Raw genomic sequence first — 26,522 nt, 5'->3', positions numbered from 1 at the left:
GGGGCCGTTCAGCGCGCCGACGAAGTTGGTGCTGGTGAAAAAGGCGTTGATCGATGACGGATCGGAGGCAGCGGTCAATGATGTGGCGCTGGCCGGATAGACGCCGTTGATCGTACTGCCGACGCCGCTGACGTTGTTGTTGGCGCCCGTGTTGACGATGGCGAACTGTTCGTCTGCGGTGATGGCCGACGCGGCCACGGACTGATCGGCTACCGACGCGAATTGCGCCGCAGTGATCGCGACAGGTGCCGGCGTCACAGTTGGCGGCGGCGTTGGTGCGGGCGGAGGCGTCACGATGGTGATGCTGCCGGCACCGGGCGACGCGACATCGTCGGCGCCGCCGCACGCGGACAGCGTGGCCAGCATGGCCGTGGTCATCAGGTACAAGCCGGTACGCGTGCGTGCCATGAGATATTCCCCCGTTTCGATGGTCGGTGCGGGTCAGCCGGTTGCCCGCCGATCCCCCTGCCGCCGCGGTTAGCGGCGCTTCGTTACAGCGGGGGTACGGTTCGGCGACTCCCGCGTGACAGCGGTGTTACGATCGTGTGACGGTCGTCGGGGGTTCACGGGGGTGCGCGTCAGCGGCGGTAGCGGTGGCCACCGCGATTGCGGTTATGCGAATGGTGGGAAGCCTGATCCTCCCCGCCTGGCGGGGAGGATCGTAGAGCGCATCCTGTGCGGAGAGGATAGCAGATCCAAAAACCCCCGCCGCGGCGTGGCCGGACGGGGGTGTATCTGGTGGGCGCGACAGGGATTGAACCTGTGACCCCACCCGTGTGAAGGGTGTGCTCTACCGCTGAGCTACGCGCCCGGTAAAACCGGAAGGCGGCCTCTACGCAACGCCTGCCGGGCTGTCCAGTAGCAGTTGGGCAAGCCGCCGCAGGCGATCAGTTGACGCTATCCTTCAGGCCCTTGCCGGCCTTGAACTTGGGCTGGCTCGACGCCTTGATCGTCATCGGCTCGCCGGTGCGGGGGTTGCGGCCGGTGGAGGCCTTGCGCTTCGAGACCGAGAAGGTGCCGAATCCGACGAGTCGTACCTCGTCGCCCTTCTTCAGGCTCGAAGAGATCGCGTCGAATACCGCCTCGACCGCCTTGACCGCGTCGCCCTTGACCAGTCCCGACGTGTCGGCAACCGTCGCGATCAACTCCTGCTTGTTCATGCTTTCCTAATCCCCGGCAAATGGAACGCGCCGCGACCACGGCGTTCGCAAACGCCGGGGCAGCCTCGCCAATCAGTAAGGCAAGCCCCCACCCTTGAGTCAACGTCCGATCGGCGAAGCCCGCCTACTAATGTTGATTAAGGCGCACCCCTCAATGATGCAATTCGCCACCCGCTGGTGCAACGCCGGGGGGCGGCAGCGCCGCGAGTTCATCCGCGTCGGTCCAGTCGATCGCCACCAGCGGCTCGACCAGCGCCAGGCGCAGCACCTCATCGACATGGGTGACGGGGATGATCTTGAGCCCCGACGTGATGTTCGCAGGGATGTCCGCCAAGTCCTTTTCGTTCTCCTGCGGGATCAGCACCGTCTCGATACCGCCACGCAGCGCCGCGAGCAGCTTTTCCTTGAGGCCCCCGATCGGCAGCACGCGCCCGCGCAACGTCACCTCGCCGGTCATCGCCACCTCGCGGCGCACCGCGACTCCGGTCATCGTCGATACGATCGAGGTGACGATGCCGACGCCGGCCGACGGCCCGTCCTTGGGAGTCGCGCCCTCGGGCAGATGGATGTGGATGTCCTTGCGCTGGAAGAGACTCGGCTTGATCCCGTAGCTGGGGGCGCGTGCCTTCACGAAGCTGAATGCGGTCTCGATGGATTCCTTCATCACGTCGCCCAAAGTACCGGTCAGCTTGGCGGCGCCCTTGCCCGACACGGTCACGCTCTCGATCGTCAGCAATTCGCCGCCGACCTCGGTCCACGCCAGCCCGGTGACCGCGCCGATCTGATGCTCGGTCTCGCTCAGCCCGTGGCGGTATTTCTGTATCCCTGCGAACTCATGCAGATTCTCCGGCGTGATCGTCACCGACGTCGCCTTGCCCTCCAGGATGCGGCGCAGCGCCTTGCGGCACAGCTTGGCGATTTCGCGCTCCAGCGTCCGCACGCCGGCCTCGCGGGTGTACATCTGGATCAGCGCGCGCAGCCCCTCGGGCGTCAACGTGAACTCGCCCGCCTTCAGCCCATGCGCCTCAATCTGCTTGGCAATCAGGTGGCGCTCGGCGATGGTCGCCTTCTCGTCCTCGGTATAGCCCTCCAGCCGGATGATCTCCATCCGGTCGAGCAGCGGCTGCGGCAGATTCAGCGTGTTCGCGGTGCAGACGAACATCACGTCCGACAAATCCAGATCGACCTCCAGATAATGATCCTGGAACTTGGAATTCTGTTCCGGATCGAGCACCTCGAGCAGCGCCGACGCCGGATCGCCGCGGAAGTCCTGACCCAACTTGTCGATCTCGTCGAGCAGGAACAGCGGATTGCTCGTCCCCGCCTTCTTGAGGTTGGTGACGATCTTGCCGGGCAGGGAGCCGATATAGGTTCGCCGGTGGCCGCGAATTTCGGCCTCGTCGCGCACCCCGCCCAGCGACTGGCGGATGAACTCGCGCCCGCAAGCTTTCGCGATCGACTGGCCGAGCGAGGTCTTGCCGACGCCCGGCGGGCCGACGAGGCACAGGATCGGACCTTTCAGCTTGTTGGTGCGCGCCTGCACGCCGAGATATTCGACGATCCGGTCCTTGACCTTTTCCAGGGCGTAATGATCCTCGTCCAGCACGGCTTGTGCAGCCGCGATGTCCTTCTTGATCTTGGACTTCTTGCCCCAGGGCAGGCCCAGCAGCACGTCGAGATAGTTGCGCACGACCGTCGCCTCGGCGCTCATCGGCGCCATCGTCTTCAGCTTCTTCAGCTCCGCGGTCGCCTTGGTCCGCGCTTCCTTCGACAGCTTGAGAGTGGCGATCTTCTGCGTCAGTTCAGCGATCTCGTCGCCCTCGCCTTCCTCGCCATCGTTGCCTAGCTCGCGCTGGATCGCCTTCAACTGCTCGTTGAGGTAATATTCGCGCTGGGTCTTCTCCATCTGGCGCTTGACCCGGCTCTTGATCTTCTTCTCGACCTGCAGGACGCCGAGTTCGCCCTCCATCAACGCGAACGCCATCTCCAGCCGCTTGGCGGGATCGGTCTCGACCAGCAGCGACTGCTTGTCGGCCACCTTCACCTGGATATTGGCCGCCACCGCATCGGACAGCCGCGCGGCATCGTCGATCTCGGACAGCTGAACCGCGGTCTCGGCGGGCAGCTTCTTGTTGAGCTTGGCGTAATTCTCGAACTGCGACACGACCGAACGCATCAGCGCCTCGGTCTCGTTGCCCTCCGCCTCCAGATCCTCGACCATATGGATGGTCGCGGTCAGATACGCGTCGCCCTCGGTCAAATCATCAAGCCGGCCGCGCGCCTTGCCCTCGACCAGCACGCGCACGGTTCCGTCGGGCAGTTTGAGCAATTGCAGAACGGTGGCGGTGACGCCGACCTCGTACAGGTCTTCGCGTGAGGGATCGTCCTCGGCCGGGTCGAGCTGGGAAACGAGGAAGATCTCTTTATCCGCGGCCATCGCAGCTTCGAGCGCGGCAACCGACTTGTCGCGACCGACGAACAGCGGCACGATCATGGCGGGAAATACGACGATGTCACGAAGCGGAAGAACGGGGTAGATTTGGGTCATGAAAGCTCCGGCAACCCCGAACAAGGGGCTGATACCTGCTTTATATGGGGAGAATTCCGTCTCCATCAATCGTCGCGCGCTCACCCGCTGACATGATCCTTGCGATCTTTCTTGCCGCGGCCGCGCCCCAGACGGCGGGCAAGCCCCCGATCACGCCGCAGACCCAGGTTTCCGGCGGCGTACGCCCCGCCGAGCAGCTGGCACTGCGCTTCGACGCGGTCGATCTGGCGATCGAGATCCTGCCCGCGGCCAAGCGGCTGCGCGGGGTGGCCACGCTGACGTTCACTGCGGAAACGCCGCTGTCGCGCCTGCTGATCGATCTGGACCGCAACCTTCCGGTTTCGGCGGTGTCGATCGACGGTGTGGCGCTGAAACCCGCCGCCTGGTCCAACCCCGACGGGCGGTTGACCATCACGCTGCCCTCGCCGGCGCGGGCGGGCGCGGCACTGGTCGCGCGGATCACCTATGGCGGGGTGCCGCACGTCGCGGTCAACGCGCCGTGGGACGACGGCGTGGTCTGGTCGAAGACCAAGGACGGTCGCACCTGGTTCGCGACAACCGCGGAGGGTTATGGCTGCGACCTGTTCTGGCCCTGCCTCGACTTCCCGACCGGGGAACCCGGCAAGGTCGATCTGCACATAACCGTGCCCAAGGGACTGAAAGCGCCGTCCAACGGCGTGCTGCTGGGCGTCGACGCGCTGGCGGACGGGCGGACGACCTGGAACTGGCGGGCGAAGCGCCCGAACACCTACGGCGTCGCGCTGAACGTCGGCCCGTATGAGGAGGTCAGCGGCACCTATCGCAGCCGCTACGGCAACACCGTCCCAATGATCTACTGGCACCTGCCCGGCGAGGCGCAGAAGGCCAAGGGCCTGTTCGACGAATTCGCGCCAACGCTCGATTTCTTCGAAAGTGTCATCGGTCCCTACCCGTTCGGCGACGAAAAGGTCGGCGTGGTCGAGACGCCGCACAAGGGCATGGAGCACCAGACGATCAACGCTTACGGCAACGCCTACGCCAAGGCGCCCGAGGGCTTCGACTGGCTGTTCAACCACGAATTCGCGCACGAATGGTTCGCCAACCAGCTGACCGCAGCGAATTGGGACGATTACTGGCTGCACGAGGGTTTCGCGACCTACATGCAGCCGCTCTACGGCCGATGGCGCGAGGGCGAGGCGCGCTATGCCGTGATGATGGAGGCGCAGCGCAACCGCATAGAGAACAAGGCACCGGTCGTCCGCGGCATGATCCTGACCGAGGAACAGGTGTACGAGCCGGGCAAGGGCGGTGCGGGGCAGGACATCTATTTCAAGGCGTCGTGGATGCTCCATACGCTGCGTTGGCTGATCGGCGATGCGGCGTTCTTCGACGCGACCCGGCGCGTCGTCTATGGGCGGCCGGATCCGAAACCCGGCAACTTCGCGCCGCGCTATGGCTCGACCGCGGAGTTCGAACGTGCCGTAATCGAGGTGACCGGCAACGATTACGCCTGGTTCTTCGACGTGTACCTGCGCCAGGCCCCCCTGCCCGAGATCGTCACCACGCGTCAGGCGGACGGCATGGTGGAGTTCCGTTGGAAGACATCCCTGGCCAAGCCCTTCCCGATGCCCGTCGAGATCGCGATCGACGGCAAGATGCGGCGGCTGGAAATGGCAGGCGGCGTCGAGAGAATCGCGATCCCGGCGGGCGCGCATGTCGTGATCGACCCGTCGTCGCGCATCCTGCGGCGCAATCCGGCAATCGAGGCGTTCCAGGCCTATCAGGCGGCGCAGAGGGAGAAACCATGACGGACACCGTGTCGACGAACGAAAGCGGCCTGTCCGTCGGGCTGAAGCGCAGCGCGGAGATGGCGACGATCTTCATGATCGGCGACGGCCTGCTGGGCCTGCTTCAACCCCACCGCCACGTTGCGCTGTGGCGCTCCCCGGTGCGCACGGTCGACGCGCTGGTGCGGCCGTTCGCCGATCGGCCTGCACGGCGACGCACTTATGGGCTGCTCCAGGGCGCGGCGGGGCTTGCACTGGCAGCACGGCTGCGCATGCGCTGAGAAGCGTCTGCCCGCGTTGCGACACATCAACGACCAGATGCGCGGACGCAAAACGGGCGCCGGTCACCCGACGCCCGCCTCATCTCCAATGGCACCAGCCTTCAGGCGGCGTCGCCGGTCTTCTTCTTCTCGGCATAGACGCGGATCGGTTCCTTGCGGCCCTCGATCACGTCCTTGTCGATCATCACCTCGTCCACCCCGTCCATGCCCGGCAGGTCGAACATCGTGTCGAGCAGGATGCTCTCCAGGATCGAGCGAAGCCCGCGCGCGCCGGTCTTGCGGTCGATCGCCTTGCGCGCGACCGTCACCAGCGCGTCGTCGGTGAAGTTCAGATCGACCTGCTCCATCTCGAACAGCTTCTGGTACTGCTTCACCAGCGCGTTTTTCGGTTCGCTCAGGATCTTCACCAGCGCGTCGATATCCAGGTCTTCGAGCGTCGCGATCACCGGCAGGCGGCCGACGAACTCGGGGATCAGCCCGAACTTCAACAGATCCTCAGGCTCGGTCTGGCGCAGCATCTCGCCCGTGCGGCGTTCCTCGGGCGCGGCGACATAAGCGCCGAAGCCGATGGACTTGCCCTGCAAACGATCGCCGATGATCTTTTCGAGACCACTGAACGCGCCGCCGCAGATGAACAGGATGTTGGTCGTGTCGACCTGCAGGAACTCCTGCTGCGGATGCTTGCGCCCGCCCTGCGGCGGCACGCTGGCGGTGGTGCCTTCCATCAGCTTGAGCAGCGCCTGCTGGACGCCCTCGCCCGACACGTCGCGAGTGATCGACGGATTCTCGGCCTTGCGGCTGATCTTGTCGATTTCGTCGATATAGACGATCCCGCGCTGCGCCCGCTCGACATTATAGTCCGACGCCTGGAGCAGCTTCAGGATGATGTTCTCGACATCCTCACCGACATAGCCCGCCTCGGTCAGCGTCGTCGCATCCGCCATCGTGAACGGCACGTCGAGGATGCGCGCGAGCGTTTGCGCCAGCAACGTCTTGCCGCAACCCGTCGGCCCGACGAGCAGGATGTTGGACTTGCTGAGTTCGACGTCCTGCCCCTTGGCGCCGTGGTTCAGCCGCTTGTAATGGTTGTGGACCGCCACCGAGAGCACGCGCTTGGCGCGCTTCTGGCCGATGACGTAATCGTCGAGGACGTTGCAGATCTCCTGCGGAGTCGGCACGCCGCCGTCCTTCTTGGACACAAGCGCCGACTTCGTTTCCTCGCGGATGATGTCGTTGCACAGTTCGACGCACTCATCGCAGATGAACACCGTCGGCCCTGCGATCAGCTTGCGCACCTCATGCTGCGACTTGCCGCAGAACGAGCAATAGAGGGTGCTCTTGGAGTCGCCACCACTCAACTTCGTCATTCAATCACCTCTCGCGCCTGGGGCAGCGCGTGCCATCTGGAGGGGGGCCACCGTAACGCACCGCCCCATTCCTACAAATCAAATCGTCCACATTGCGTGAACCTGCAACATTTTACGAGGCGGACACCGCTGCCGCGCCCGTATCGTCGGTGGGCGCCGGACGCTTGTCGAACACCTCGTCGATCAAGCCAAAGGCCTTTGCCTCGTCGGCCTGCAAGAAGGTATCGCGATCCATCTTGCGCTCGATCTCCTCGATCGGCTGCCCGGTATATTGCGAATACAATTCGTTCAGCCGAACCCGGATGCGCAGAATTTCACGCGCCTGGATCTCGATGTCGCTGGCCATACCCTGGGCGCCGCCCGACGGCTGGTGGATCATGATCCGAGAATTGGTCAGCGCCACGCGCATGCCCTTCTCGCCCGACGCCAGCAGGAAGCTGCCCATCGACGCGGCCTGGCCGATGCACACCGTCCCGACGCGCGGCCGGATGTACTGCATCGTATCGTGGATCGCCATGCCCGCCGTCACGACGCCGCCAGGCGAGTTGATGTACATGAAGATATCCTTCTTCGGATTCTCCGATTCCAGGAACAGTAGCTGCGCGGTGATGAGGCTGGCCATGCCGTCCTCGACGCCGCCGGTCACGAACACGATGCGCTCGCGCAGCAGGCGACTGAAGATGTCGAACGAGCGCTCGCCGCGATTCGACTGTTCGATGACGATGGGAACGAGTCCGCCTTGCGTCTGCTGAAGGCCGAGGCCGGCGTGAGCCAGCGGACGCGCGAAATCACCGGTCTCGAACGGATTGTGCATGAAAGTCTCTCTTATGCCCTGGAACCGCCAACATCGGCGCTTGTCACCGCGAGTTCAACCCCGGGCGCGGGGTAGGCGAGATACGCCAACCGCCGCACCTCGCGCCGCCCACGCACCACCGTATCGAGGATCAACCCTGCGAAAAGGTTGAGCGCGGCCAGGATGACCAGCCCCGTCACCAGAATCGCCGTGGGAAATCGCGGCACCAGATGTGTCTGCATATAGGTGAGCACCAGCGGCACCGCGAGCGCGACCGCCAGCAGCGCCAGCGCCATCCCGATGCTGCCGAAGAACAGAAGTGGCCGCTCGATGCGATAGAGCGTGACGATCGTGCGCCCGATCCGCCAGCCGTCGCCATAGGTCGACAGCTTGGACGCCGACCCCTCCGGCCGCGCGAAATACGGCGTGGCGATCTCGGCGCACGGCATCTTCAGCTCCAGCGCATGGACGCTGATCTCGGTTTCGATCTCGAACCCGGAACTCAGCGACGGGAAGCTCTTCACGAACCGCCGGGAGAACACCCGGTAACCACTTAGAATATCGGTGAAACTCCGCCCGAACAGCCGCGCGAGCATCCCCGTCAGCAAGGCGTTGCCGAAACGGTGGCCGCGACGATAGGCGAGCTCGGCTTCCGACACACGCGCGCCGACGATCATGTCGAGTTGGTCGTCGAGCAGCCGCGCGACCAGCGCGGGCGCGGAGGCGGCATCATAGGTCGCGTCGCCATCGGCCATGATGTAGATGTCGGCGTCGACATCGGCGAACATCCGGCGGACGACGTTGCCCTTGCCCTGGATACGCTCGCACCGCACGATGGCGCCCGCGTCGCGTGCGACCGCGATCGTCCGGTCGGTGCTGTTGTTATCATAGACGTAGATGCGCGCGGAAGGCAGCGCCGCGCGGAAGCCCGCGACCGTCTGCGCGATCGCGGCTTCCTCGTTGAAGCAGGGCAGCAGGACGGCGATGGTCGGTCCGGTCATTCGCCCCACTCCCTCATCCGTCACCCCGGACTTGGTCCGGGGTCCATCGCTCCACAAGTACCGCCGCTGCTCGTGGCACGATGGAGGCCGGAACACGTCCGGCATGACGAACGGTTCTACTGCGCGCTTTCTGCCTTCGCCTTCTTGGCACGCGGCTTCTTGACCGGCGCATCCGCAGCCTCGGTGCCCTCCGCCGCTTCGGCGGCGACGGGCGAGGATTCCAGCACCTGCGTTTCGGCTTCGACCGGCGGCGCCAGCTTCTTGGCACGCGGCTTCTTGGCGGGCTTGGGCGCCTCCACCGGCGCTTCCTCGCTTACCGCTTCGTGCGCGTGATCGTGCCCCGCGTGATCGTGGCCCGCATGGTCATGATCGTCATGATTATGGACATGGGTGCCCGTCGCGAAGCCATCCTCGCTTTCGATCGCCGCCTCCAGCTCCTCCTTGGTCGCCTCGCGGTCGGTGATCTCGGCCTTGGAGAAGAGGAAATCGACGACCTTGTCCTCGTACAGCGGCGCGCGCAGCTGGGCGGCAGCCATCGGCTCGGACTGGACGTACTGGATGAACTTCTGGCGATCGTCGGGGCCATATTGCTGCGCCGCCTGCCCGATCAGCCGGTTCATTTCCTGGGTCGTGATCTCGACGCCATTGGCCTGGCCGATTTCGGACAGCAGCAGCCCAAGACGGACGCGGCGCTCGGCGATCTTGCGGTAATCGTCGCGCTCCTTCTCCATCTCGGCCTTGGCGGCTTCGGGATCGGCCTCGTGGCCGGCCTCATGCTCAAGCTGCGACCAGATCTGGGAGAACTCCGCCTCGACCATCGACGGGGGCACTTCGAAGTCGTGGTCGCCTGCCAGCTGGTCGAGCAGCTTGCGCTTCATGTGGGTGCGCGTGAGGCCGTTGTGCTCCTGCTCAATCTGGCCCTTCACCAGCCCGCGCAGCTGCTCCAGGCTTTCGAGACCGAGGCTCTTGGCCATCTCGTCGTCGATCGCGCTTTCACCGGCGGTCTTCACCGACTTGATCTTGAGGTCGAAGGTCGCCGGCTGGCCGGCCAGTTCCTTGGCCTGATAGTCCTGCGGGAAGGTCACCGAAATCTGGCGCTCCTCGCCCGCGGTCACGCCGACGATCTGATCCTCGAAGCCGGGGATCAGACGGCCGGATCCAATCTCGACCGCCATGTCGGTGCCCGTTCCACCGTCGAATGCGACGCCGTCGGCGGTCTTGCCGACGAAATCCATCGTCACGAGGTCGCCGGTCTCGGCCGCCTTTTCGCCGGCATCGTCCCAGCGCTTCTGCTGGTCGGAGAATTGCTTCAGCTGCGCGTCGATCGCCTCGTCGGCGACCGGCACGGTCAGCCGCTCCAGCTTGATCGCGTCGATCGCCGGCGCGGGCACCTGGGGCAGCACTTCGAGGCTGACGGTCAGTTCGGCGTCCTTGCCCGGTTCATAGCCGTCGCCGAGCGCCACCGAAGGCTGCATCGCGGGGCGCAGGCCCTGTTCGGCGATCAGCGCCTGCACGCCTTCCTGGATCGCGGTGTTCAGCGCGTCCTGCGTCAGCGCGGGGCCGTGCATCTTGCGGACGAGATTGGCGGGCACCTTGCCGGGGCGGAAGCCAGGCATGCGGATCTGCGGGGTGACCCGCTTCAGCTCGGCATCGACCTTGGCGTCGATGTCGCGTGCGGTGATGGTGAGCGTGTAGGCGCGCTTCAGCCCCTCGTTCAGCGTCTCGACAGTCTGCATTGGAAGCCTTCGTTAAGGAGAAATTCGTGTGTGCTCGTCCCGCCAGCGGCGGCGGGAATGGTGCGGGCGAAGGGACTCGAACCCCCACATCTTGCGATGGCAGGACCTAAACCTGCTGCGTCTACCAATTCCGCCACGCCCGCTTGCGGCCGAGCCGTAAGGCGGGCGTCTATACCAGTCGCGCGGGCGGGGGCAAGCGCTGCGGCACATGCGCGTCGTGCGGCAGGCGAAACCGTTCGCCGCGATCACGCGTTGAGCCTGCGAAGGAGAGACCAAGATGGCGACCCAGCCTCCCCCCGAAAGCCCCGTTCCCGATAGCCAGCCGGTGCAGCCCGACATGCCGCCCCCTGAATTTCCCGGCACCGCGCCCGATTTCGATCAGCCGTCGCCCGGCACCGCCCAGCCGCTGCAGATGTGAGGCGCGGCGCGTGATGACCGAGCCGACCGAACCGGTGACGGTGGACGAGACCACACCCGTCGATCCGGACAGCGAAGCGCCATCGAGCCGCGTCGGCCCGCGCGGCGACGGCATTCCCGAGCCGCTCCCTGGCACCGACCCGATGGGTTCGGAAACCGGCGGCTTGGCCGGCACCAGCCGTTGATTCAGAAAGGAAGCGAATTGCAAAACTCTCAACCACAGCCCGACGCGCGCAAGGACGAGCGCAGCGACCTCCAGCAGGCTGTCGAAGCCCGTGCCGACGCGGTCGCACGCGGCGAAGGGGGCAAGGAACCTGCCCCGATGACGGACCCCGGCGAATATGCCGGCACGGCCGGCACCGGTGGCGTCGTGCGCAATCAGGACATCACGCAGCAGTGAAATGGACCGGGTGGAGCCTTACGGCTTCACCCGGCGCGCGGTGAGAATACGGACGGGCTTGGCCGGCACTTCGCCTTTGAACGCACCGCGCACCGTCGCCGCCGGATTCAGTGGCGCGTCGAAGATGCGGACGACCACGTCCATGCCCTCCACCACCCGTCCGAAGGCGGCATAGCCCAGATTATCGCCCGGTTTCATCGGATCGGCGTCCAGACCCGGCTGATCGCCCAGCATGATCGTGAACTCGCCGCGCGCGGTTCCAGGCGCCAACCGTGCAGTCGAGATAGTGCCTTCCAGATGCTTGATCCCGGTCAGCGTGGTCGGCTCGTGCCTGATCGGCGGCAGCGAACGTTTCGGATCGCCGTTCATCCCGAACTGGATGAAGCCGAAGCGCGGCGCGACATGGGATACGCGATATACCGTGACGCCATCGAGCCGCTTTTGATCGACGTAACGGAGGAAATTGGCCGCGGTCAGCGGCGCTTTCTTGAGCTCGACCGCGATGACGAAGCGCCCTTCCGCGGTGTCGATCGCGACGCGCGGCAGGGAAGGATCGACCGTCAGCGGCGTCGGTAGGGGCGTCGGTGTCGCGGCCGGCGTCGGAACCTGCGGAGCGGCAAGCGCGATCGCCGCCATCACGTATGCGAACATGATCCTAGCTCCTCTACGCCTCGCCGAGCGCCTTGCGGACGAGAGCGTTGACCACGGTGGGATTGGCCTTACCGCCCATCGCCTTCATCGTCTGACCGACGAAAAAGCCGAACAGCGCAACCTTGCCGCCGCGATATTGCTCCAGCTGGCCGGGGTTCTTCGCCATGACGTCGGCGATCACGCGTTCGATCGCGCCGGTGTCGCTGGTCTGCTTCAGCCCACGCGCTTCGACGATTGCGGACGCCCCCTCTCCCGTCTCCAGCATTACTTCGAACACCTGCTTGGCCAGGCTGCTCGACAGCGTGCCGTCGGCGATCAGCGACAGCAGTTCGGCCGCCTGGCTTGGGCCGACCGGACTGTCGTCGATCCCGCGACCAAGCCGATTGAGCGCGCCGAACAGTTCCGACGTCGTCCAGTTCGCCGCCGCCGCCGGCTTGGCGCCGGTATCGAGCAACGCGTCGAACCAGCGCGCCGCCTCCACCTCGGCGGTCAGCACGTCTGCCTGATACGGGCTGATGCCCAGGGCTTCGTACCGCTTGCGCTTGGCATCAGGCATCTCGGGAAGCGATGCGCGGCAATCGGCGAGAAAATCGTCTTCGAGCACGAGCGGTAGCAGGTCGGGATCGGGGAAATAGCGATAATCGTGCGCATCCTCCTTCGATCGCATCGACCGGGTTTCGTTGCGGTCGGGATCGTAGAGCCGGGTCTCCTGAACGATTCTCCCGCCGTCCTCCAGCACCTCGACCTGTCGCTTCGCCTCCTGTTCGACCACGGCCATCACGAAGCGTACCGAATTGACGTTCTTCGTCTCGGTACGCGTGCCAAGTTCTTCCCCGGGCTTGCGCACGCTGACGTTGACGTCGGCGCGCATCGACCCCTCCTCCATATTGCCGTCGCAGCTACCGACATACCTCAGGATCGCACGCAGCTTACGCAGGTAAGCCCCTGCTTCGGCTGGGGATCGCATGTCCGGCCGGCTGACGATCTCCATCAGTGCGACGCCCGAGCGATTGAGGTCGACATAGGATCGCGTCGGGTGCTGATCGTGCATCAGCTTGCCCGCATCCTGTTCGATATGGATCCGCTCGACGCCGATCCGCTTGGTCGCTTCGGGCGCCTTCGGATCGGGAGCGATATCCACCGCGCCCTCGCCGACGATCGGGTGATAGAGCTGGCTGATCTGATACCCCTGCGGCAGATCGGCATAGAAATAGTTCTTGCGATCGAACCGCGACCAGGAATTGATCTGGGCGTCGATCGCCATGCCGGTACGCACCGCCTGGCGGATGCACTCCGCGTTCGGCACCGGCAGCATTCCCGGCATCGCCGCATCCACCAGGCTGACCTGGGTATTGGGTTCCGCACCGAACTTCGTGGCGGAGCCGGAAAACAGCTTGGCGTTGGAGGTGACCTGGGCATGCACCTCCAGCCCGATCACGACCTCCCACGCGCCGGTGGCCCCCTGAATGCGGTAGCTGGTGTCGGTCATGGATGCGTCTCTGGCGTGATGAGGGGGAGGTCGGGAAATATGCGCCGGTATATGGTCGGATCGCGCGTTACGAGCGGCAAGCGAAGCGCGGTGGCATGCGCACCGATAAGAAAATCCGCGAGAACGCGCCTGCCGGCATCTACCGAACGCGTCCGGCGCCAACGGCCGAAAGCCCTGCCGGCTTCGAAAGCTGCATCCTCTGCCACATCTATCACGCGAAGAGAAAGAGGCTGGAGAACCTTGCGGAGTTCTTCGACCGAATCGTAGCCTGGGCTGAGTTCCGCCACGACAATGATGTTGATCGCGCCGCCGCCGATCTTGTCGGCTCGAGCGAGCTGTTCCGACGACCAGCCCGACCAAATCGGGTCTTGCGACAAGACGTCGATAAGGACATTCGAGTCGAAGAACATCAATCCGGATCGAGCCGATGAGGACGGATGAAGTCCATGTATTCATCCGTGGTTGCGAAACCCGTCTTCATCGTGCCCGCCACGCTGTCGATCGCCGCCCGGATACGAACGCGGCGTTGCTCGGGCGTCTCGTCCGCGCCGCGAGGCAATACCACGGCTTCGCCGCGATCGTTGACGCCGACCGTGATCGGCGCACCGGGCGCAAGCCCGACGCGGTCGCGCACCGCCTTGGGAATGAGCACCTGACCCTTGCTGGTCATGTTGCCGTCGCTGGCCTCAGTGATCGGCGAATAGGCGTTCATACGATCCTCCAAGTGTTACAAGTGGTAACACTTCCGCGCAATTGCCGCAATCACCACCATAGATCCGGACGCGCCACGAACCCTGCCCGCTCCTCGATCGCCAGCCCGGCGTTCAAGACGCTCTGCTCGTCGAGCGGTTTGCCGATGATCTGCAGCCCAAGCGGCAGTCCGCCGGCGTCGACCCCGCCGGGCACCGACATCGCGGGCAATCCGGCCAGGCTGGAGGGTACCGTCAACACGTCGTTGAGATACATCGCGATCGGGTCTGCCGACTTCTCACCGAGCGCGAACGCCGCCGAGGGCGCTGTCGGGGTGAGCAGCACGTCGCAAGTCGCCCACGCCCGTTCGAAGTCGCGCGCGATCAACGTGCGGATCTTCTGTGCCTGTGTATAGTAAGCGTCATAAAAGCCTGCGCTGAGGACATAAGTGCCGATCATTATCCGGCGTTTCACCTCGTCGCCGAAGCCGTCGGCGCGGGTCGCGGCATACATGTCCTGGAGCCCTGCACCCTCCGGAAGATCGCGCAGGCCGTAGCGGACGCCATCATAACGCGCGAGGTTTGATGAGGCCTCCGCCGGCGCAATGATGTAGTAAGCCGGAAGCGCGTATCTGGTGTGCGGCAACGATACGTCGACGATCTCGGCGCCCGCATCGCGAAGCCAGGCGATCCCCCGCTGCCAAAGAGCGTCGATTTCGGGGGGCATGTCGTCCACCCGGTATTCCTTGGGAACACCGACCCGCTTGCCCCTCATATCGCTGGACAATCCAGCTTCCCATGCGGGCACGTCGAGCGGCAGCGAGGTGGCGTCGCGCTTGTCGAACCCGGCCATCGCTTCCAGCAGCACCGCGCAGTCGCGCACGTCGCGCGCCATCGGCCCTGCCTGGTCGAGCGAAGAGGCGAAGGCGATCGTGCCCCAGCGCGAGCAGCGGCCATAGGTCGGCTTGATGCCGCTGATGCCCGTGAACGCCGCAGGCTGACGGATCGAGCCACCCGTGTCCGTGCCGGTCGCGCCAGGGCATAGCCGCGCCGCCACCGCGGCCGAACTGCCGCCCGAGGAGCCGCCGGGGGTCAGCGCAGCGTTGCCGCCATCCCCGCGCCGCCACGGCGAGATGACGTTGCCGAACGCGCTGGTCTCGTTCGACGATCCCATCGCGAACTGGTCCATGTTCAGCTTGCCGAGCATCCCCGCACCCGCGTCCCACAGGTTCTGCGACACCGCGGATTCATATGGCGGCACGAAGCCTTCGAGGATGTGGCTGGCCGCGGTCGTGGCGACACCGTTCGTGCAGAACAGGTCTTTCATGCCGATCGGCACGCCGGCCAGCGGCCTGGGCGCGTCGCCCGCTGCACGCGCCGCATCGGCCGCATCGGCAGCCGCCAGCGCATGATCGGGCGTCTCGACCAGAAAGGCGTTCAGAGGCTTGGCCTTCGCAACCTTGGCGATGAAGCCCTCGGCCACTTCGCGCGCGGTGAAATCCCCTGCGCGCACGCCGTCGCGGATGGCGACGACGCCAAGTTCGGTCAGGTCCGTCATTCGATCACCTTGGGCACGGTAAAGAAGCCGTGTTCGCCCTGGGGCGCGTTCTTCATCAGCAGGTCGCGGATGCCGCCGTCGTTCACCACGTCGTCGCGCAGCCGAAGATGGTTGGGGATGACCGCGGTCATCGGCTCGACACCGGTCGTATCGACCTCCCCCAGCATCTCGATCCAGCCCAGTATCTGGCCGAGTTCGGGCGCCATGCGGGCCGCGTGCTCGTCGGTGATCGCGATGCGTGCGAGGCCGGCGATCCGTTTGACGGTTTGGGTATCGACTGACATGGCCTGCGGCTAGCACCGCGCGGCTCGCCCACGCAACCGCTTATGCCGGCACGGAAGGACGAGGTTTGGCACGCAAGTTTCTCTACGTCGTCGCGGCTCTGATCGTGCTGACGATCGCGGGCGCCCTGGCCTACAGCGTCGCGGGCGTGCGGATCATCCGCTGGTGGGCGGTGCCGAGCGCGAAGTTCCAGCTGCTGCCCGACGTCGCGCCCAAGGCGTATGCCGATGCGAGGATGTGGATCGCCCGTCCGGACATGGCAGGCAACCCCGCCCTGTGGGCGCCGGCCGGCTATGCACCCGGCAAGTCTCCCCGCGCCGCGGTGTTCTTCATCCATCCCACCTCCTTTCTTGGCACGTCGCGGTGGAATGCAGCGCTCGACGATGTGGAAACAAACGCCCGCACCGCCCTGTTCCTGCGCGGTCAGGCGAGCGCGTTCAACGCGGTCGGGGCCATCTGGGCGCCGCGCTATCGCCAGGCGACGTTCGGCGCGTTCCTGACCAATGTCGCCGCGGCCAACCAGGCCCTCGACCTCGCCTATCGCGATGTCGCGGCGGCGTTCGATGCTTTCCTCATGCAGGCGGGGGACCGGCCGATCATCCTGGCGGGACACAGCCAGGGTTCGCTCCACCTCACCCGGCTGCTGCGGGAAAGGATCGCACCGGACAGGGCGCTGAAGGCGCGGATCGTCGCCGCCTATGCAGTGGGCTGGCCGGTGTCGCGGGCGACCGATCTGGCGAGCATGGGGCTGCCGGAATGTCGCACATCGGCACAGACCAGCTGTCTGCTGTCGTGGCAGAGCTTCGCCACGCCTGCCGACCCATCGCTGATCCTCGACGCCTTCGACACGACGACCGGATTCGACGGCCGACCGCGCAAGCGCACGCCGATGGTCTGCACCAATCCGCTGACCGGCACGGCCGACGGGACGGCCCCCGCGACCGCGAATCTGGGCACGTTGGTTCCCTCGGCCGACCTGTCGACTGCCGGCATCACCGCCGCAGGGGTGGGAGCGACGTGCGCGGGGCGCGGGATCTTGATGCTGGATCGGGAGGTCGAACTCGGACCCTATCTGCTGCCGGGCAACAATTATCACGTCTACGACTACAGCCTGTTCTGGGCGAACGTCCGCGCCGATGCGGCACGACGGCTGGCCGCGTTCCGGTGATCGGCACCAGCCAACACGATTTTCGCAGCAGCCTGCCCGATGGCGGGCGGCTGCTGGGGCTGGACGTCGGCACGAAGACGATCGGGACCGCCTTGTGCGACGCCGGCTGGTCGTTCGCCAGTCCCGCACTGCTGATCCGCCGAACCAAGTTTCAAAAGGACAAGGCCGCATTGACCGCCTTGATCGCGGCGCAGGCGGTGCGCGGGCTGGTGATCGGGCTACCCATCAATCTCGACGGATCGGAAAGCCCGCGCAGCCAATCGACGCGGGCGTTCGCGCAAAACCTCAAGGATCTCGCGCTGCCGATCCTGCTGTGGGACGAACGCTGGTCCACCGTGGCGGTCGAGCGCACGATGATCGAACAGGACATGAGCCGCGCCAAGCGGGCCGAGCGAATCGACAATCTCGCGGCCGCGCACATCCTTCAGGCAGCGATCGACGCCCTCGTCGCGGTCTGAAGGATCGGCAGGTGTTCGAACCTGAGCGGTCAGTTCCTGACCAGCGCTGCCGTGTGAACGCCGCGGGTGCGATCGACATGGGTGAACGCGGTCTTCACGTGCGGTGCGGTCGCTTCGTTGATGGTTCCGCCGAGCATCAGCAGATGGGCGGCAACCGCGGGGTGCACGCCAAGCGCGGCGGGAACCGGCTGCGGGGCGTCGGTCGACGGCAAGGCCCGTAGGCGAGCGATAACCGCGGGATGATTGCCCAACATGCCGGAAGATCCCTCACCTGGTCCCGCGGCCTGGATCGCCGTTACGGGAACCATCGCCAGCAAAGCGGACGCGAACAGGTGGGTATGGATAGTCATCATCGTCTCCCGGACCGATATCGCGCAGCGCGATCGATCGTTAAGACTTACTTAAGGCATTTTGCTGCGCTGCAACACCAACAGTTGATCTGCAGGGATCCTGATTCGGGATACTCTTGTCGCTAAGTCATTGATCGCGAACGTCATGCAAAACGGACATCCGTTCATGCAGACTTTGCACCCGTACCTGGCCAGCGTGCGCGGGCGGCAAACCCAGCTTGTCGGGTGCCGCCGATGACGCTAACCCGCCACCTCGATGACCGCATCGCGCCACAGCCCCGCCACCGGGATCGCCGGAGGCGCCGTGTTTCCGCACAGGCATCTGACAGGCATCGACGGCCTCCAGCCGCATGAGATCGCGTTCCTGCTGGATGAGGCGGAACGTTGGGTCGACGCGAATCGCACCCATGCCGCGCCCGACAAGCGGCTGGCAGGGCTGACCCAGATCAACGCTTTTTTCGAGAATTCGACCCGCACGCTGCTGAGCTTCGAGATCGCGGGCAAGCGGCTGGGCGCGGATGTGGTCAACATGCACGCGGCGCAATCCAGCGTGAAGAAGGGCGAAACGCTGATCGACACCGCGCAGACGCTCAACGCGATGCGCGCCGACATATTGGTTATCCGCCACATGGCCAGCGGCGCGGTGCGGCTGATCGCGGACAAGGTCGATTGCCCGGTGCTCAATGCCGGCGACGGGTGGCATGAGCATCCGACCCAGGCGCTGCTGGATGCGCTCACGATCCGGCGGCGGTGCGGCGGCATTCACAATCGGCGCGTGGTGATCTGCGGCGACGTGCTGCACAGCCGGGTCGCGCGGTCCAACATCCTGGCGCTGACCGCGCTTGCCGCCGAGGTGCGGGTCTGCGCGCCATCAACGCTCATGCCCGCCGCGATCGAGCGGATGGGGGTGGAGCCGTTCACCGATTTCGACGCCGCACTGGCCGGCGCCGACGTCGTCATGATGCTGCGCGTCCAGACCGAGCGGATGAGCGGCGGCGAAGTGCCGTCGACCCGCGAATACCGCCTGCGCTACGGCCTGACCGCCGAGCGCCTCGCCCGCCTGCCGCACGCGCTGGTGATGCACCCCGGACCGATGAACCGCGGGGTCGAGATCGATTCGAGCGTCGCCGACGGGCCGCAATCGGCGATCACCGAACAGGTCGAGATGGGGGTAGCGGTGCGGATGGCCTGCCTGGACGTGCTGACCCGGCGCGCGCGCGGCGTCGAGGGTTGGGCGTGATGCTGGCGTTGGTGAATGCGCGGGTCGTGTGCCCGGTGGCGGGCGTTCGGCCCGGCGGCGTGCTCATCGACGGCGGAGCGATCGCTGCGACGGGGGAGTTCGAGGTGCCGTCGGACGCGGTGACCGTCGATTGCGCAGGCAAGACGCTCGCGCCCGGCATCGTCGATCTCGGCGTCTTCGCGATCGACCGGGCGGCGTTTCGCGCAGGGGGGATCGTCCGGGTCGGGCTGATGCCCGATCAATCGCCGGTGCTCGACGATCCCGGCATCGTCCAGCGATCCGCGCTCGTCGGCAAGCCCGACCTGTGGATTCACCCGATCGCCGCCGCTACCCGTGGGCTGGCCGGCGAGGCGCTGGGCGAAATGGCGGTGTGCGCCTCCGCGGGTGCGAAGGCGGTCGGCACCGGACGCGGCTGGATCGCCGACTCGCGCGTGATGCACCGTGTCCTCGCCTATGCGCGCGATCTGGGGCTGGCGGTGATCGCGCACGCTGAGGACGGTGGGCTTGCCGCCGGTGCGGTTGCCACCGCAGGAGAAACCGCGACCAAGCTGGGGCTTCCGGCAGCCCCCGCGATTGCCGAAGCGCTTGCGGTGGCGCGCGACCTCATGCTGGCGGAGGAGACCGGGGCACGGCTTCACCTGCGTCAGGTCACAACGGCGGCGGCGCTGGACCTGGTGAGCGCAGCCAAGCGGCGCGACGTACCGGTGACATGCGGCATCACCCCTGCCCACCTGCACCTGTCCGACATCGCGATGAGCGACTTTCGCACCTTTGCGCACCTCTCTCCACCTCTGCGCGCCGAGGCGGATCGTCGCGCGACGCTGGCCGCGGTGGCCGATGGCACGATCGACGTCCTTTGCTCGGGCCACGATCCGCACGGACCGGAGGCCAAGCGTCTGCCCTTCGTCGATTCGCGTGCCGGCATGGCGGGATCAGAGACGCTGCTGCCACTGGCGTTGATGCTGGTGCGCGACGGGCTGGTTACCTTAGATCGACTCTTCGCGCTGCTCGCCGCCAATCCTGCTCGCGTATTAGGTGTCGGCACGGGAACGCTTACGCCGGGCGCCCCCGCGGATCTGATGCTTTTCGATGCGCAAGCGCCGTGGCGGATCGACGGCGACGCATTGCACGCGTCCGCGGGCAATACGCCGTTCGACGGACTTCCCGTACAGGGTCGGGTGCTGCGCTTGTGGAAGGGTGGTCGCGAGGTCTGAGCGACGGCGAGCCGCTATCGCGAGGCGAGTTGGACGCGCTTTGCAACCCAGGACGCGACGCGGTCGCCCGCCCCTGCACGCACGAAGCAAGCGCCGCCGCTCGCACGATAGCTGCGGCAGATCGAATCGGCCTGCGCGCGCGCGAACCCGCCGAACGCCAGGCGATAGACCGCTCCGTTCTTCGATGCGTAGCGCGCGTTGGTTGGCGTGCGCGCGGCGAGCGCCGGCATCCGCCGGGTCGCATGGCGCCAGCCGTCGCGTGCGATTGCGACGTTGCTGAAGGCGCCGACCTGGACGAACCAGTCGCCGCTCTTCGGTGCCGGTAGCACCGCCTGCGTGAGCGCAACCTTCATCGCGCGCGGTTCCGGCCGGATCAACGGCACGGGTGTGGCGACCGGACGCGGCGTGAACGCGCGCGTGGCAAGGCTGACGTCGGCGGCCTTGGCTTGCGGTGTAGGCAATGCCGCGACCGCAGCCTCGGCGACCGCCAGGGGCACATCGACGGCAGCCGGGCTGAGCGTGGTGGAGACCCGCAGCGGCGAACTGCCGTGCGCTTCCGCCGGGCCGATCGCGACCGGAGCGACGAGCGCCAATGCGATCGGTTGTCCGGGGTCGGGCGCCGCGCGGACGCCCAGTAGCTTGGCGACCTGGTCCGAAGCCGTCGCGGGCTTTGCGAAGACGGCCCATTCCTCGATCCGCGCATCCACGTCGGCCGGGGACATGTCGGCGCTTGCCACGACCCGCGCCCCCTGCCACTGGCCGCCGAGCGCCAGGGCCAGGGCCAGGTTCTGGCGCGCCTTGGGCGTGGCGCTGCCGGAGCGTACGACGCCGGTCAGCATCGAGACCGCGCCGGCGGGATCGCCCGCCAAAGCCAGCGCAAGACCGCGATCGGTCGCAGAAATCGTACCGCCGTTCTCGTCCAGCATCGCGCGCGCGGCGTTCCAGTCCCCGGTCGCGATCTGCGCCAGCGCCAGATTGAGCGCGATCCGGCCATCGGCAGGTGCCAACTTCAGGGCATCGGTCAGGGCGGTGCGGGCCGAGGCAAATCGACCCGCCTTGAGATAGCTTTGGCCGAGCAGCGAGCGATAGGACGCGTTCTGCGGCATCAGTGAGACCGCATTCTCCGCCCGCGCCACCGCCTGGGCCGGATCGTTGTCGGCAAGTGCTGCCGATGCCCGCGCGGCATCGCGTGCAGCCAGCTTGGCCGCGACTGCGGCCTCGCGCGAACCCGCAGAGGCGAGTCCGCCCTGCGTCGCGGTGCAGCCCACCATGGTGCCACCCATGACGAGCGCCGAAAGGCCGAGCGAGAGGATCATGCGCGTCTTCATCGGGAAATCCTTAGCGGGACGGCGATGGGAGCCGGTCGACGAGCGCGTCGAGGCCAGGTTGCTGGGACAGGAACGCGTCGAGCGCCTCCGTCACGATCTGCTGCGCCGATCGGTTGGAGACCGCCGAGGTCAACCGCAACCGCATGTGGCGTTCGGCGTCGAGCCGCAGGGTGAATGCCGCCTTGCGCCCAAGTGCCGGCGCGGCAACTTGGCGCTTGATGTGTTCGATCACGGCCGGTTGCATTGCGGGCGGTGAGACCGGAGCGGTGACTTCCGGGGGAGCTACGTCGGCCACTTCCACGGCGATCGGAGCAGCTTCGACAACGGGGGCGGGTGTGGGTGATTCCACCTCTTCCACCAGCGCAGCGCGTTCGACCAGCACCGCGGGTACGTTCTGGCCCATGTCGTTCCACCCCAGATCGTCGATCCCGCCGACCTGCGGCCGCATGGCGGGGCGCGCATGGCCCTTGCGCGCGAGCAGGGTCGACGACAGGCTGGCAAGGGGCTTCGACGCGAACATCACGCGACCACGCGGCGGCCGAAGCCGGCACTTGCAGGGCGTGCGGCAGCCGTGGGCACGGAGAATACGGTGCGGCGGAAATTCTTTTCCAGGCGATCCCATATATAGGTCCACAGCGCGGTGATCTCGGCAGCCGACTTGCCGTTCGGATCGACCTCCATGACGGTGCGGCCGTCGATCATCGACGCCGCGAAATCGACCCGCTGATGGACGGTCACCGGCGCCACCGTCCCATGCTGGGACAAAGCGATTGCGGCTTCGCTGGTAATGCGCGCCTGAGGGGTGGCGGCGTTCACGACGAAAATCAGCGGCTTGCCCGCGCGGTCGCACAAATCGACGGTCGCGCCGACCGCGCGCAGATCGTGGGGACTGGGTCGGGTGGGCACGACGACCAGTTCGGCGACCTGGATCACGCTCTGGATTGCCATCGTGATCGCGGGCGGCGTGTCGATCATCGCCAGCTTGAAGCCTTGCTGGCGCAGCACCTCCAGGTCGGCGGCGAGCCGCGCCACGGTGGTCTGTGCGAAGGCGGGAAACTCCGCATCGCGCTCGTTCCACCAATCGGCCAGCGACCCTTGCGGATCGATGTCGATCATCACCACCGGGCCGTGGCCCGCCAGCTGAGCCTGAACGGCAAGGTGCCCGGACAAGGTGGTCTTGCCCGATCCCCCCTTTTGTGATGCGATCGCCAGAACGCGCATGGTGTCGGCCGAACTCCCCGTCTTTGCCCATCCGGTCTGGCAGCAGGAAGTTAGAAACCGGTTAATACCCCGGCGTTAGTCTTGGCGCACGGGGACTTTGCCGAGCAAGCGATTGCGGGCATGATCGCGCCGACGATCTGTGAAGGAACGGACATGCGAAGACTTGCGATGGCGATGGCGTTCGGCGCGACGCTGGTCGCGCTGCCAGCAGGAGCGGACGTGAAGGCAGGAGTGGACGCCTGGGCCAAGGGCGACTTCAACCGCGCCGTCGAAGAATGGCGTGGTCCAGCCGTGGCGGGGGACGCCGACGCCCAGTTCAACATGGCGCAGGCCTATAAGCTCGGCCGAGGCGTGCCGGTCGATCCGGCGCTGGCCGAAAGCTGGTTTCGCAAGGCGGCAATGCAGGGACATGTGCAGGCCGAGGACAATTACGGGCTGGCCCTGTTCCAGAGCGACAAGAAAGCCGAGGCCGTACCGTGGCTGGAGAAATCGGCGGCAAGGTTCGAACCGCGCGCGCAACTGGTGCTCGGCACCATGCTGTTCAACGGCGACGGGGTGAAGCGAGACTATCCACGCGCTTACGCCCTGATGGCGCGGGCCTCTGCGGCGGGCCTGCAATCAGCGTCGGCGACGCTGGCGCAGATGGACCAATATATCACTCCCGCGGACCGCGAGCGCGGCGTAACGCTGGCTCGGCAGTATGAGCCGCAGAGCCGCGCCGTGGTGCCAAGCCGCGCATCGGGTCGGGAGTCTATGCGCGTAGCCCAAGCGTCGGAGCGGGCTACCGAACGACCCGTCCCCCGGGTCGAGGCCGGGACAAAGCCGGTGCGGACGACAGCGCTCGCCACGACGCGCCCAGCACGCGACATGGTCGCTCCCCCTCCTCCGAAACGCCCGCTCGCGACACCGATCGTCGCTGCTGCAGCTGGAAAATGGCGGGTTCAGCTCGGCGCGTTTAGAGACCGCGCGAATGCAGAATCGCTCTGGAAGCAAGTGGCGGGACGTCTTCGCGGCGTCTCACCCTCCTATGTTCAAGGCGGCGGCGTGACGCGACTCCAGGCGGGCAGCTACGTCTCACGTGCGGCGGCGGAGACGGCATGCGGTTCCGCCAAAGCTGCCGGGGCAGCGTGCGTCGTGCTGGCGCCCTGACAAGCCCCTCGAGAGGGCTGGTTCGCGGCCGACCGCCGAACGTCGCGCCATATCCGCCCAACCCCCGCGCAGCGGTTGCCAAGCGGCGTGATCTCGGATGGTGGTGCGGGCGGTCGGGCTCGAACCGACACTCCTTGCGGAACGGGATTTTGAGTCCCGCGCGTCTACCAATTTCACCACGCCCGCTGGCGACCCGGCTTATAGCCAGGCCCGCGGCCCGCGCAACCGTGTCAGGCGAACACATCGCTCAGATTCTCGTCCTTGGGATCGGGACCGAAGCGGTTCGCGCCTACGGTGCCCGGCAGGCACATGAACACCAGCACGATGATGCCGCCGATATAGGGGATGAACCCGAGGAGCACGAACCAACCCGACTTGTCCTGATCGTGGAACCGCCGCACCTGGACCGCAAGCGACGGAATGAACAGCGCAAGCAACGCCAGACCGGCGATGACGAACAGGATGGTCATGCCCGTACCCGGACCCGTCTCATCCATCCCGCCACTCAGGATGGCGAAAAGAACGCCCGCGATCACCCCGACGATGAGGTATCCGAGCACGAACATCCAATATTCCTTGCGGCGCGAGCGCCCGCTGAACTCGGCGTACCGGCGCAGCGGCATCAGCATCCAGTGCATATCTTGTTCCCCTCGACGCCTCGGCCCCCTCGCCCGGCATCCGCATCCTGCCTGCCACCTGCCAGAGTGGCAAGCGGTTCAATTCCGCGGCGGCTGCCGGCGATAGCTCAGCGCTTCGGCGATGTGGATGCGGCCCACGCCCTCGACGCCCGCCAGGTCCGCGATCGTCCGCGCGACCCGCAGGATGCGGGTATAGCCGCGCGCGGTCAGCCGCATTGCCTCGGCCGCCTGCGCCAGCAGCTTGCGTCCCGGCTCATCCGGCGTGGCGACCGCATCGAGCAATGGCCCGTCGGCCTCCGCATTGGTCCGCGCCGGCGTGTCCCGAAAGCGCGCGCGCTGCACGGCGCGTGCCGCCGCCACCCGTGCCGCGACCTCGGCCGATCCTTCGGCCGGCGGCGGCAGGACGAGATCGGCCGCGCTCACCGCCGCCACCTCGACATGCAGGTCGATGCGGTCGAGCAGCGGCCCCGACACCTTGGCCTGATAATCCGCCGCACAGCGCGGTGCGCGCGCGCACGCGAGCGCCGCATCGCCCAGATGCCCGCAGCGGCACGGGTTCATCGCCGCGATCAGCTGCACCCGCGCCGGAAAGGTGACATGGGCATTGGCGCGCGCGACGCTGACCGTGCCGGTCTCCAGCGGCTGGCGCAGCGAATCGAGTACCGCGCGGTTGAATTCGGGAAGCTCGTCCAGAAATAGGACGCCGAGGTGCGCAAGGCTGACCTCCCCCGGCCTCACCTTCAGCCCGCCGCCGGTCAGCGCCGCCATCGAAGCCGAATGGTGGGGGGCGCGAAAGGGCCGCGCGCGCGTCAGCCGTCCGGCGGTCAGCGTGCCCGCGACCGACTGGACCATCGGCACCTCCAGCGCCTCGGCCGGGTCGAGCGGCGGCAGGATACCCGGCAGGCATGCCGCCATAAGCGATTTGCCCGCCCCCGGCGGCCCGCACATCAGGAGATTGTGGCCCCCCGCCGCGGCGATCTCCAGCGCGCGCTTGGCGGTCTCCTGCCCGCGCACCTGGCGCAGGTCGGGGCCGTGGACCACGTCGTCGGTCTCGCCCGGCTCGGGCGCGCGCAGCAGGCCGTGGCCCTTGAAGTGGTTGATGAGCGCCAGCAGATCGGGTGCGGCGACAACCTCGATCGACCCAGCCCAGGCGGCCTCCGATCCTTGCGCGGCGGGGCAGATCAGTCCCTTGCCCTCCGCGCTGGCGTGCAGCGCCGCCAGCAGAACGCCCGGCGACGGCGCGATCCGCGCGTCGAGCCCCAGTTCGCCCACGACGACATAACCCGACAGCGTCTCGACATCGACGATGCCCATCGCGCCGAGCAGCGCCAGCGCGATCGGCAGGTCAAAATGCGACCCTTCCTTGGGCAGGTCGGCGGGCGACAGGTTCACCGCGATCCGCTTGGGTGGCAGCGCCAGCCCCATCGCCGCGATGGCGCCACGCACGCGCTCGCGGCTCTCGCCCACCGCCTTGTCGCCCAGGCCGACGACGTTGAACGCAGGCAGGCCGGGGATCAGCTGCACCTGTACCTCGACGCCGCGCGCCTCCAGCCCCAGATACGCCACCGTCGACACGATCGTCGCCATCAAGTCCCCCCGCAACATCCGGTTCATACCC

General features: G+C 66.5%; 28 protein-coding genes, 3 tRNA genes and 1 pseudogene. 10 read left to right on the top strand and 22 right to left on the bottom strand.

Annotated features, from left to right (window positions below):
• The 4 genes and pseudogenes from VF643_RS09785 to lon form a co-directional block, all read right to left on the bottom strand.
• Positions 1–408 (bottom strand): annotated as a pseudogene (locus VF643_RS09785) (hypothetical protein); the annotation flags it as partial.
• A 328-nt stretch (positions 409–736) separates the two neighbouring features.
• Positions 737–811 (bottom strand) — tRNA-Val (locus tag VF643_RS09780).
• A gap of 76 nt (positions 812–887) precedes the next feature.
• Positions 888–1,160, bottom strand: coding sequence for an HU family DNA-binding protein (locus tag VF643_RS09775; RefSeq protein WP_331043193.1), 273 nt, complete (start codon positions 1,158–1,160; stop codon positions 888–890).
• A gap of 151 nt (positions 1,161–1,311) precedes the next feature.
• Positions 1,312–3,708, bottom strand: a complete 2,397-nt coding sequence (gene lon, locus VF643_RS09770; RefSeq protein ID WP_331043192.1) for an endopeptidase La — start codon at positions 3,706–3,708, stop codon at positions 1,312–1,314.
• A 92-nt stretch (positions 3,709–3,800) separates the two neighbouring features.
• On the opposite strand from lon, the gene VF643_RS09765 reads away from it, so the two are divergent.
• The gene (locus VF643_RS09765) at positions 3,801–5,495 is read left to right on the top strand and encodes a M1 family metallopeptidase (protein WP_331043191.1); all 1,695 of its coding nucleotides are present in this window, start codon (positions 3,801–3,803) and stop codon (positions 5,493–5,495) included.
• A complete protein-coding gene (locus VF643_RS09760) occupies positions 5,492–5,755 on the top strand; it encodes a hypothetical protein (RefSeq protein ID WP_331043190.1) in 264 nt (87 codons plus the stop codon). The genes VF643_RS09765 and VF643_RS09760 overlap by 4 nt, the downstream gene beginning before the upstream one ends.
• A 101-nt stretch (positions 5,756–5,856) precedes the next feature.
• Here the strand turns inward: VF643_RS09760 and clpX are convergent, their stop codons facing one another.
• From clpX to VF643_RS09735, 5 genes are all read right to left on the bottom strand, one after another.
• On the bottom strand, positions 5,857–7,122 hold the full coding sequence (gene clpX / locus VF643_RS09755) for an ATP-dependent Clp protease ATP-binding subunit ClpX (protein WP_331043189.1): 1,266 nt from the start codon (positions 7,120–7,122) through the stop codon (positions 5,857–5,859).
• A gap of 112 nt (positions 7,123–7,234) precedes the next feature.
• Positions 7,235–7,936, bottom strand: a complete 702-nt coding sequence (locus VF643_RS09750) for an ATP-dependent Clp protease proteolytic subunit (protein WP_331043188.1) — start codon at positions 7,934–7,936, stop codon at positions 7,235–7,237.
• An 11-nt stretch (positions 7,937–7,947) separates the two neighbouring features.
• On the bottom strand, positions 7,948–8,916 hold the full coding sequence (locus tag VF643_RS09745; RefSeq protein WP_331043187.1) for a glycosyltransferase family 2 protein: 969 nt from the start codon (positions 8,914–8,916) through the stop codon (positions 7,948–7,950).
• 116 nt (positions 8,917–9,032) lie between these two features.
• On the bottom strand, positions 9,033–10,652 hold the full coding sequence (tig, locus tag VF643_RS09740; protein ID WP_331043186.1) for a trigger factor: 1,620 nt from the start codon (positions 10,650–10,652) through the stop codon (positions 9,033–9,035).
• A gap of 58 nt (positions 10,653–10,710) precedes the next feature.
• A tRNA-Leu gene (locus tag VF643_RS09735) sits at positions 10,711–10,795 on the bottom strand.
• A 134-nt stretch (positions 10,796–10,929) separates the two neighbouring features.
• Between VF643_RS09735 and VF643_RS09730 the strand changes: the two genes are divergently transcribed.
• From VF643_RS09730 to VF643_RS09720, 3 genes are read left to right on the top strand one after another with little or no spacing between them, the layout of a single operon-like run.
• The gene (locus VF643_RS09730; RefSeq protein ID WP_331043185.1) at positions 10,930–11,070 is read left to right on the top strand and encodes a hypothetical protein; all 141 of its coding nucleotides are present in this window, start codon (positions 10,930–10,932) and stop codon (positions 11,068–11,070) included.
• Positions 11,071–11,083: 13 nt separating this feature from the next.
• Entirely contained in the window at positions 11,084–11,254 is a 171-nt protein-coding gene (locus tag VF643_RS09725) for a hypothetical protein (RefSeq protein WP_331043184.1), read from the top strand.
• A gap of 17 nt (positions 11,255–11,271) precedes the next feature.
• Positions 11,272–11,469: a hypothetical protein gene (locus VF643_RS09720; protein WP_331043183.1), complete on the top strand. Its 198-nt coding sequence runs from the start codon at positions 11,272–11,274 to the stop codon at positions 11,467–11,469.
• 18 nt (positions 11,470–11,487) lie between these two features.
• Here VF643_RS09720 and VF643_RS09715 read toward each other — a convergent pair whose 3' ends face one another.
• The 6 genes from VF643_RS09715 to gatC are packed head-to-tail and all read right to left on the bottom strand — an operon-like array spanning position 11,488 to position 16,140.
• On the bottom strand, positions 11,488–12,120 hold the full coding sequence (locus tag VF643_RS09715) for a peptidylprolyl isomerase (protein ID WP_331043182.1): 633 nt from the start codon (positions 12,118–12,120) through the stop codon (positions 11,488–11,490).
• Between the two features lie 13 nt (positions 12,121–12,133).
• Positions 12,134–13,609, bottom strand: a complete 1,476-nt coding sequence (gene gatB / locus VF643_RS09710) for an Asp-tRNA(Asn)/Glu-tRNA(Gln) amidotransferase subunit GatB (protein WP_331043181.1) — start codon at positions 13,607–13,609, stop codon at positions 12,134–12,136.
• Positions 13,606–14,019: a type II toxin-antitoxin system VapC family toxin gene (locus VF643_RS09705; RefSeq protein ID WP_331043180.1), complete on the bottom strand. Its 414-nt coding sequence runs from the start codon at positions 14,017–14,019 to the stop codon at positions 13,606–13,608. Before VF643_RS09705 ends, gatB begins: the two co-directional genes overlap by 4 nt.
• Positions 14,019–14,321 (bottom strand): AbrB/MazE/SpoVT family DNA-binding domain-containing protein, encoded by a 303-nt coding sequence (locus VF643_RS09700; RefSeq protein WP_331043179.1) that lies wholly within the window; start codon positions 14,319–14,321, stop codon positions 14,019–14,021. Before VF643_RS09700 ends, VF643_RS09705 begins: the two co-directional genes overlap by 1 nt.
• Before the next feature lie 50 nt (positions 14,322–14,371).
• Positions 14,372–15,856 (bottom strand): Asp-tRNA(Asn)/Glu-tRNA(Gln) amidotransferase subunit GatA, encoded by a 1,485-nt coding sequence (gene gatA, locus VF643_RS09695; RefSeq protein ID WP_331043178.1) that lies wholly within the window; start codon positions 15,854–15,856, stop codon positions 14,372–14,374.
• Complete coding sequence (gatC, locus tag VF643_RS09690; protein WP_331043177.1) at positions 15,853–16,140, bottom strand: Asp-tRNA(Asn)/Glu-tRNA(Gln) amidotransferase subunit GatC; 288 nt, start codon at positions 16,138–16,140, stop codon at positions 15,853–15,855. Before gatC ends, gatA begins: the two co-directional genes overlap by 4 nt.
• 65 nt (positions 16,141–16,205) lie before the next feature.
• On the opposite strand from gatC, the gene VF643_RS09685 reads away from it, so the two are divergent.
• Both VF643_RS09685 and ruvX read left to right on the top strand, forming a co-directional pair.
• Complete coding sequence (locus VF643_RS09685) at positions 16,206–17,306, top strand: DUF3089 domain-containing protein (RefSeq protein ID WP_331043176.1); 1,101 nt, start codon at positions 16,206–16,208, stop codon at positions 17,304–17,306.
• Positions 17,303–17,764 carry a Holliday junction resolvase RuvX gene (ruvX, locus tag VF643_RS09680; RefSeq protein ID WP_331043175.1) on the top strand — a complete coding sequence of 154 codons (462 nt, stop codon included), beginning with the start codon at positions 17,303–17,305 and terminating at the stop codon, positions 17,762–17,764. Before VF643_RS09685 ends, ruvX begins: the two co-directional genes overlap by 4 nt.
• Before the next feature lie 29 nt (positions 17,765–17,793).
• Here the strand turns inward: ruvX and VF643_RS09675 are convergent, their stop codons facing one another.
• Entirely contained in the window at positions 17,794–18,117 is a 324-nt protein-coding gene (locus VF643_RS09675) for a hypothetical protein (RefSeq protein ID WP_331043174.1), read from the bottom strand.
• A 253-nt stretch (positions 18,118–18,370) separates the two neighbouring features.
• On the opposite strand from VF643_RS09675, the gene VF643_RS09670 reads away from it, so the two are divergent.
• Both VF643_RS09670 and VF643_RS09665 read left to right on the top strand, forming a co-directional pair.
• Complete coding sequence (locus VF643_RS09670) at positions 18,371–19,354, top strand: aspartate carbamoyltransferase catalytic subunit (protein ID WP_331043173.1); 984 nt, start codon at positions 18,371–18,373, stop codon at positions 19,352–19,354.
• A complete protein-coding gene (locus tag VF643_RS09665; protein WP_331043172.1) occupies positions 19,354–20,568 on the top strand; it encodes a dihydroorotase in 1,215 nt (404 codons plus the stop codon). The genes VF643_RS09670 and VF643_RS09665 overlap by 1 nt, the downstream gene beginning before the upstream one ends.
• A 14-nt stretch (positions 20,569–20,582) precedes the next feature.
• Here VF643_RS09665 and VF643_RS09660 read toward each other — a convergent pair whose 3' ends face one another.
• The 3 genes from VF643_RS09660 to VF643_RS09650 are packed head-to-tail and all read right to left on the bottom strand — an operon-like array spanning position 20,583 to position 23,117.
• Complete coding sequence (locus tag VF643_RS09660) at positions 20,583–21,896, bottom strand: SPOR domain-containing protein (RefSeq protein WP_331043171.1); 1,314 nt, start codon at positions 21,894–21,896, stop codon at positions 20,583–20,585.
• A 10-nt stretch (positions 21,897–21,906) separates the two neighbouring features.
• Positions 21,907–22,416, bottom strand: coding sequence for a hypothetical protein (locus VF643_RS09655; protein ID WP_331043197.1), 510 nt, complete (start codon positions 22,414–22,416; stop codon positions 21,907–21,909).
• On the bottom strand, positions 22,416–23,117 hold the full coding sequence (locus VF643_RS09650; RefSeq protein WP_331043170.1) for a ParA family protein: 702 nt from the start codon (positions 23,115–23,117) through the stop codon (positions 22,416–22,418). Before VF643_RS09650 ends, VF643_RS09655 begins: the two co-directional genes overlap by 1 nt.
• Positions 23,118–23,270: 153 nt before the next feature.
• On the opposite strand from VF643_RS09650, the gene VF643_RS09645 reads away from it, so the two are divergent.
• Positions 23,271–24,266: an SPOR domain-containing protein gene (locus VF643_RS09645; RefSeq protein ID WP_331043169.1), complete on the top strand. Its 996-nt coding sequence runs from the start codon at positions 23,271–23,273 to the stop codon at positions 24,264–24,266.
• Positions 24,267–24,367: 101 nt separating this feature from the next.
• Here VF643_RS09645 and VF643_RS09640 read toward each other — a convergent pair.
• The 3 genes from VF643_RS09640 to VF643_RS09630 form a co-directional block, all read right to left on the bottom strand.
• A tRNA-Leu gene (locus VF643_RS09640) sits at positions 24,368–24,452 on the bottom strand.
• Between the two features lie 44 nt (positions 24,453–24,496).
• The gene (locus VF643_RS09635; RefSeq protein WP_331043168.1) at positions 24,497–24,904 is read right to left on the bottom strand and encodes a DUF805 domain-containing protein; all 408 of its coding nucleotides are present in this window, start codon (positions 24,902–24,904) and stop codon (positions 24,497–24,499) included.
• Between the two features lie 78 nt (positions 24,905–24,982).
• Positions 24,983–26,491: a YifB family Mg chelatase-like AAA ATPase gene (locus tag VF643_RS09630; protein WP_331043167.1), complete on the bottom strand. Its 1,509-nt coding sequence runs from the start codon at positions 26,489–26,491 to the stop codon at positions 24,983–24,985.
• Between the last annotated feature and the right edge of the window lie 31 nt (positions 26,492–26,522).

This window comes from Sphingomonas sp. (assembly GCF_036387595.1).
Lineage (GTDB): Bacteria > Pseudomonadota > Alphaproteobacteria > Sphingomonadales > Sphingomonadaceae > Sphingomonas.
The sequence above is the reverse complement of the archived record's forward strand: the minus strand, read 5'-3'. Positions and strand labels throughout refer to the sequence as shown.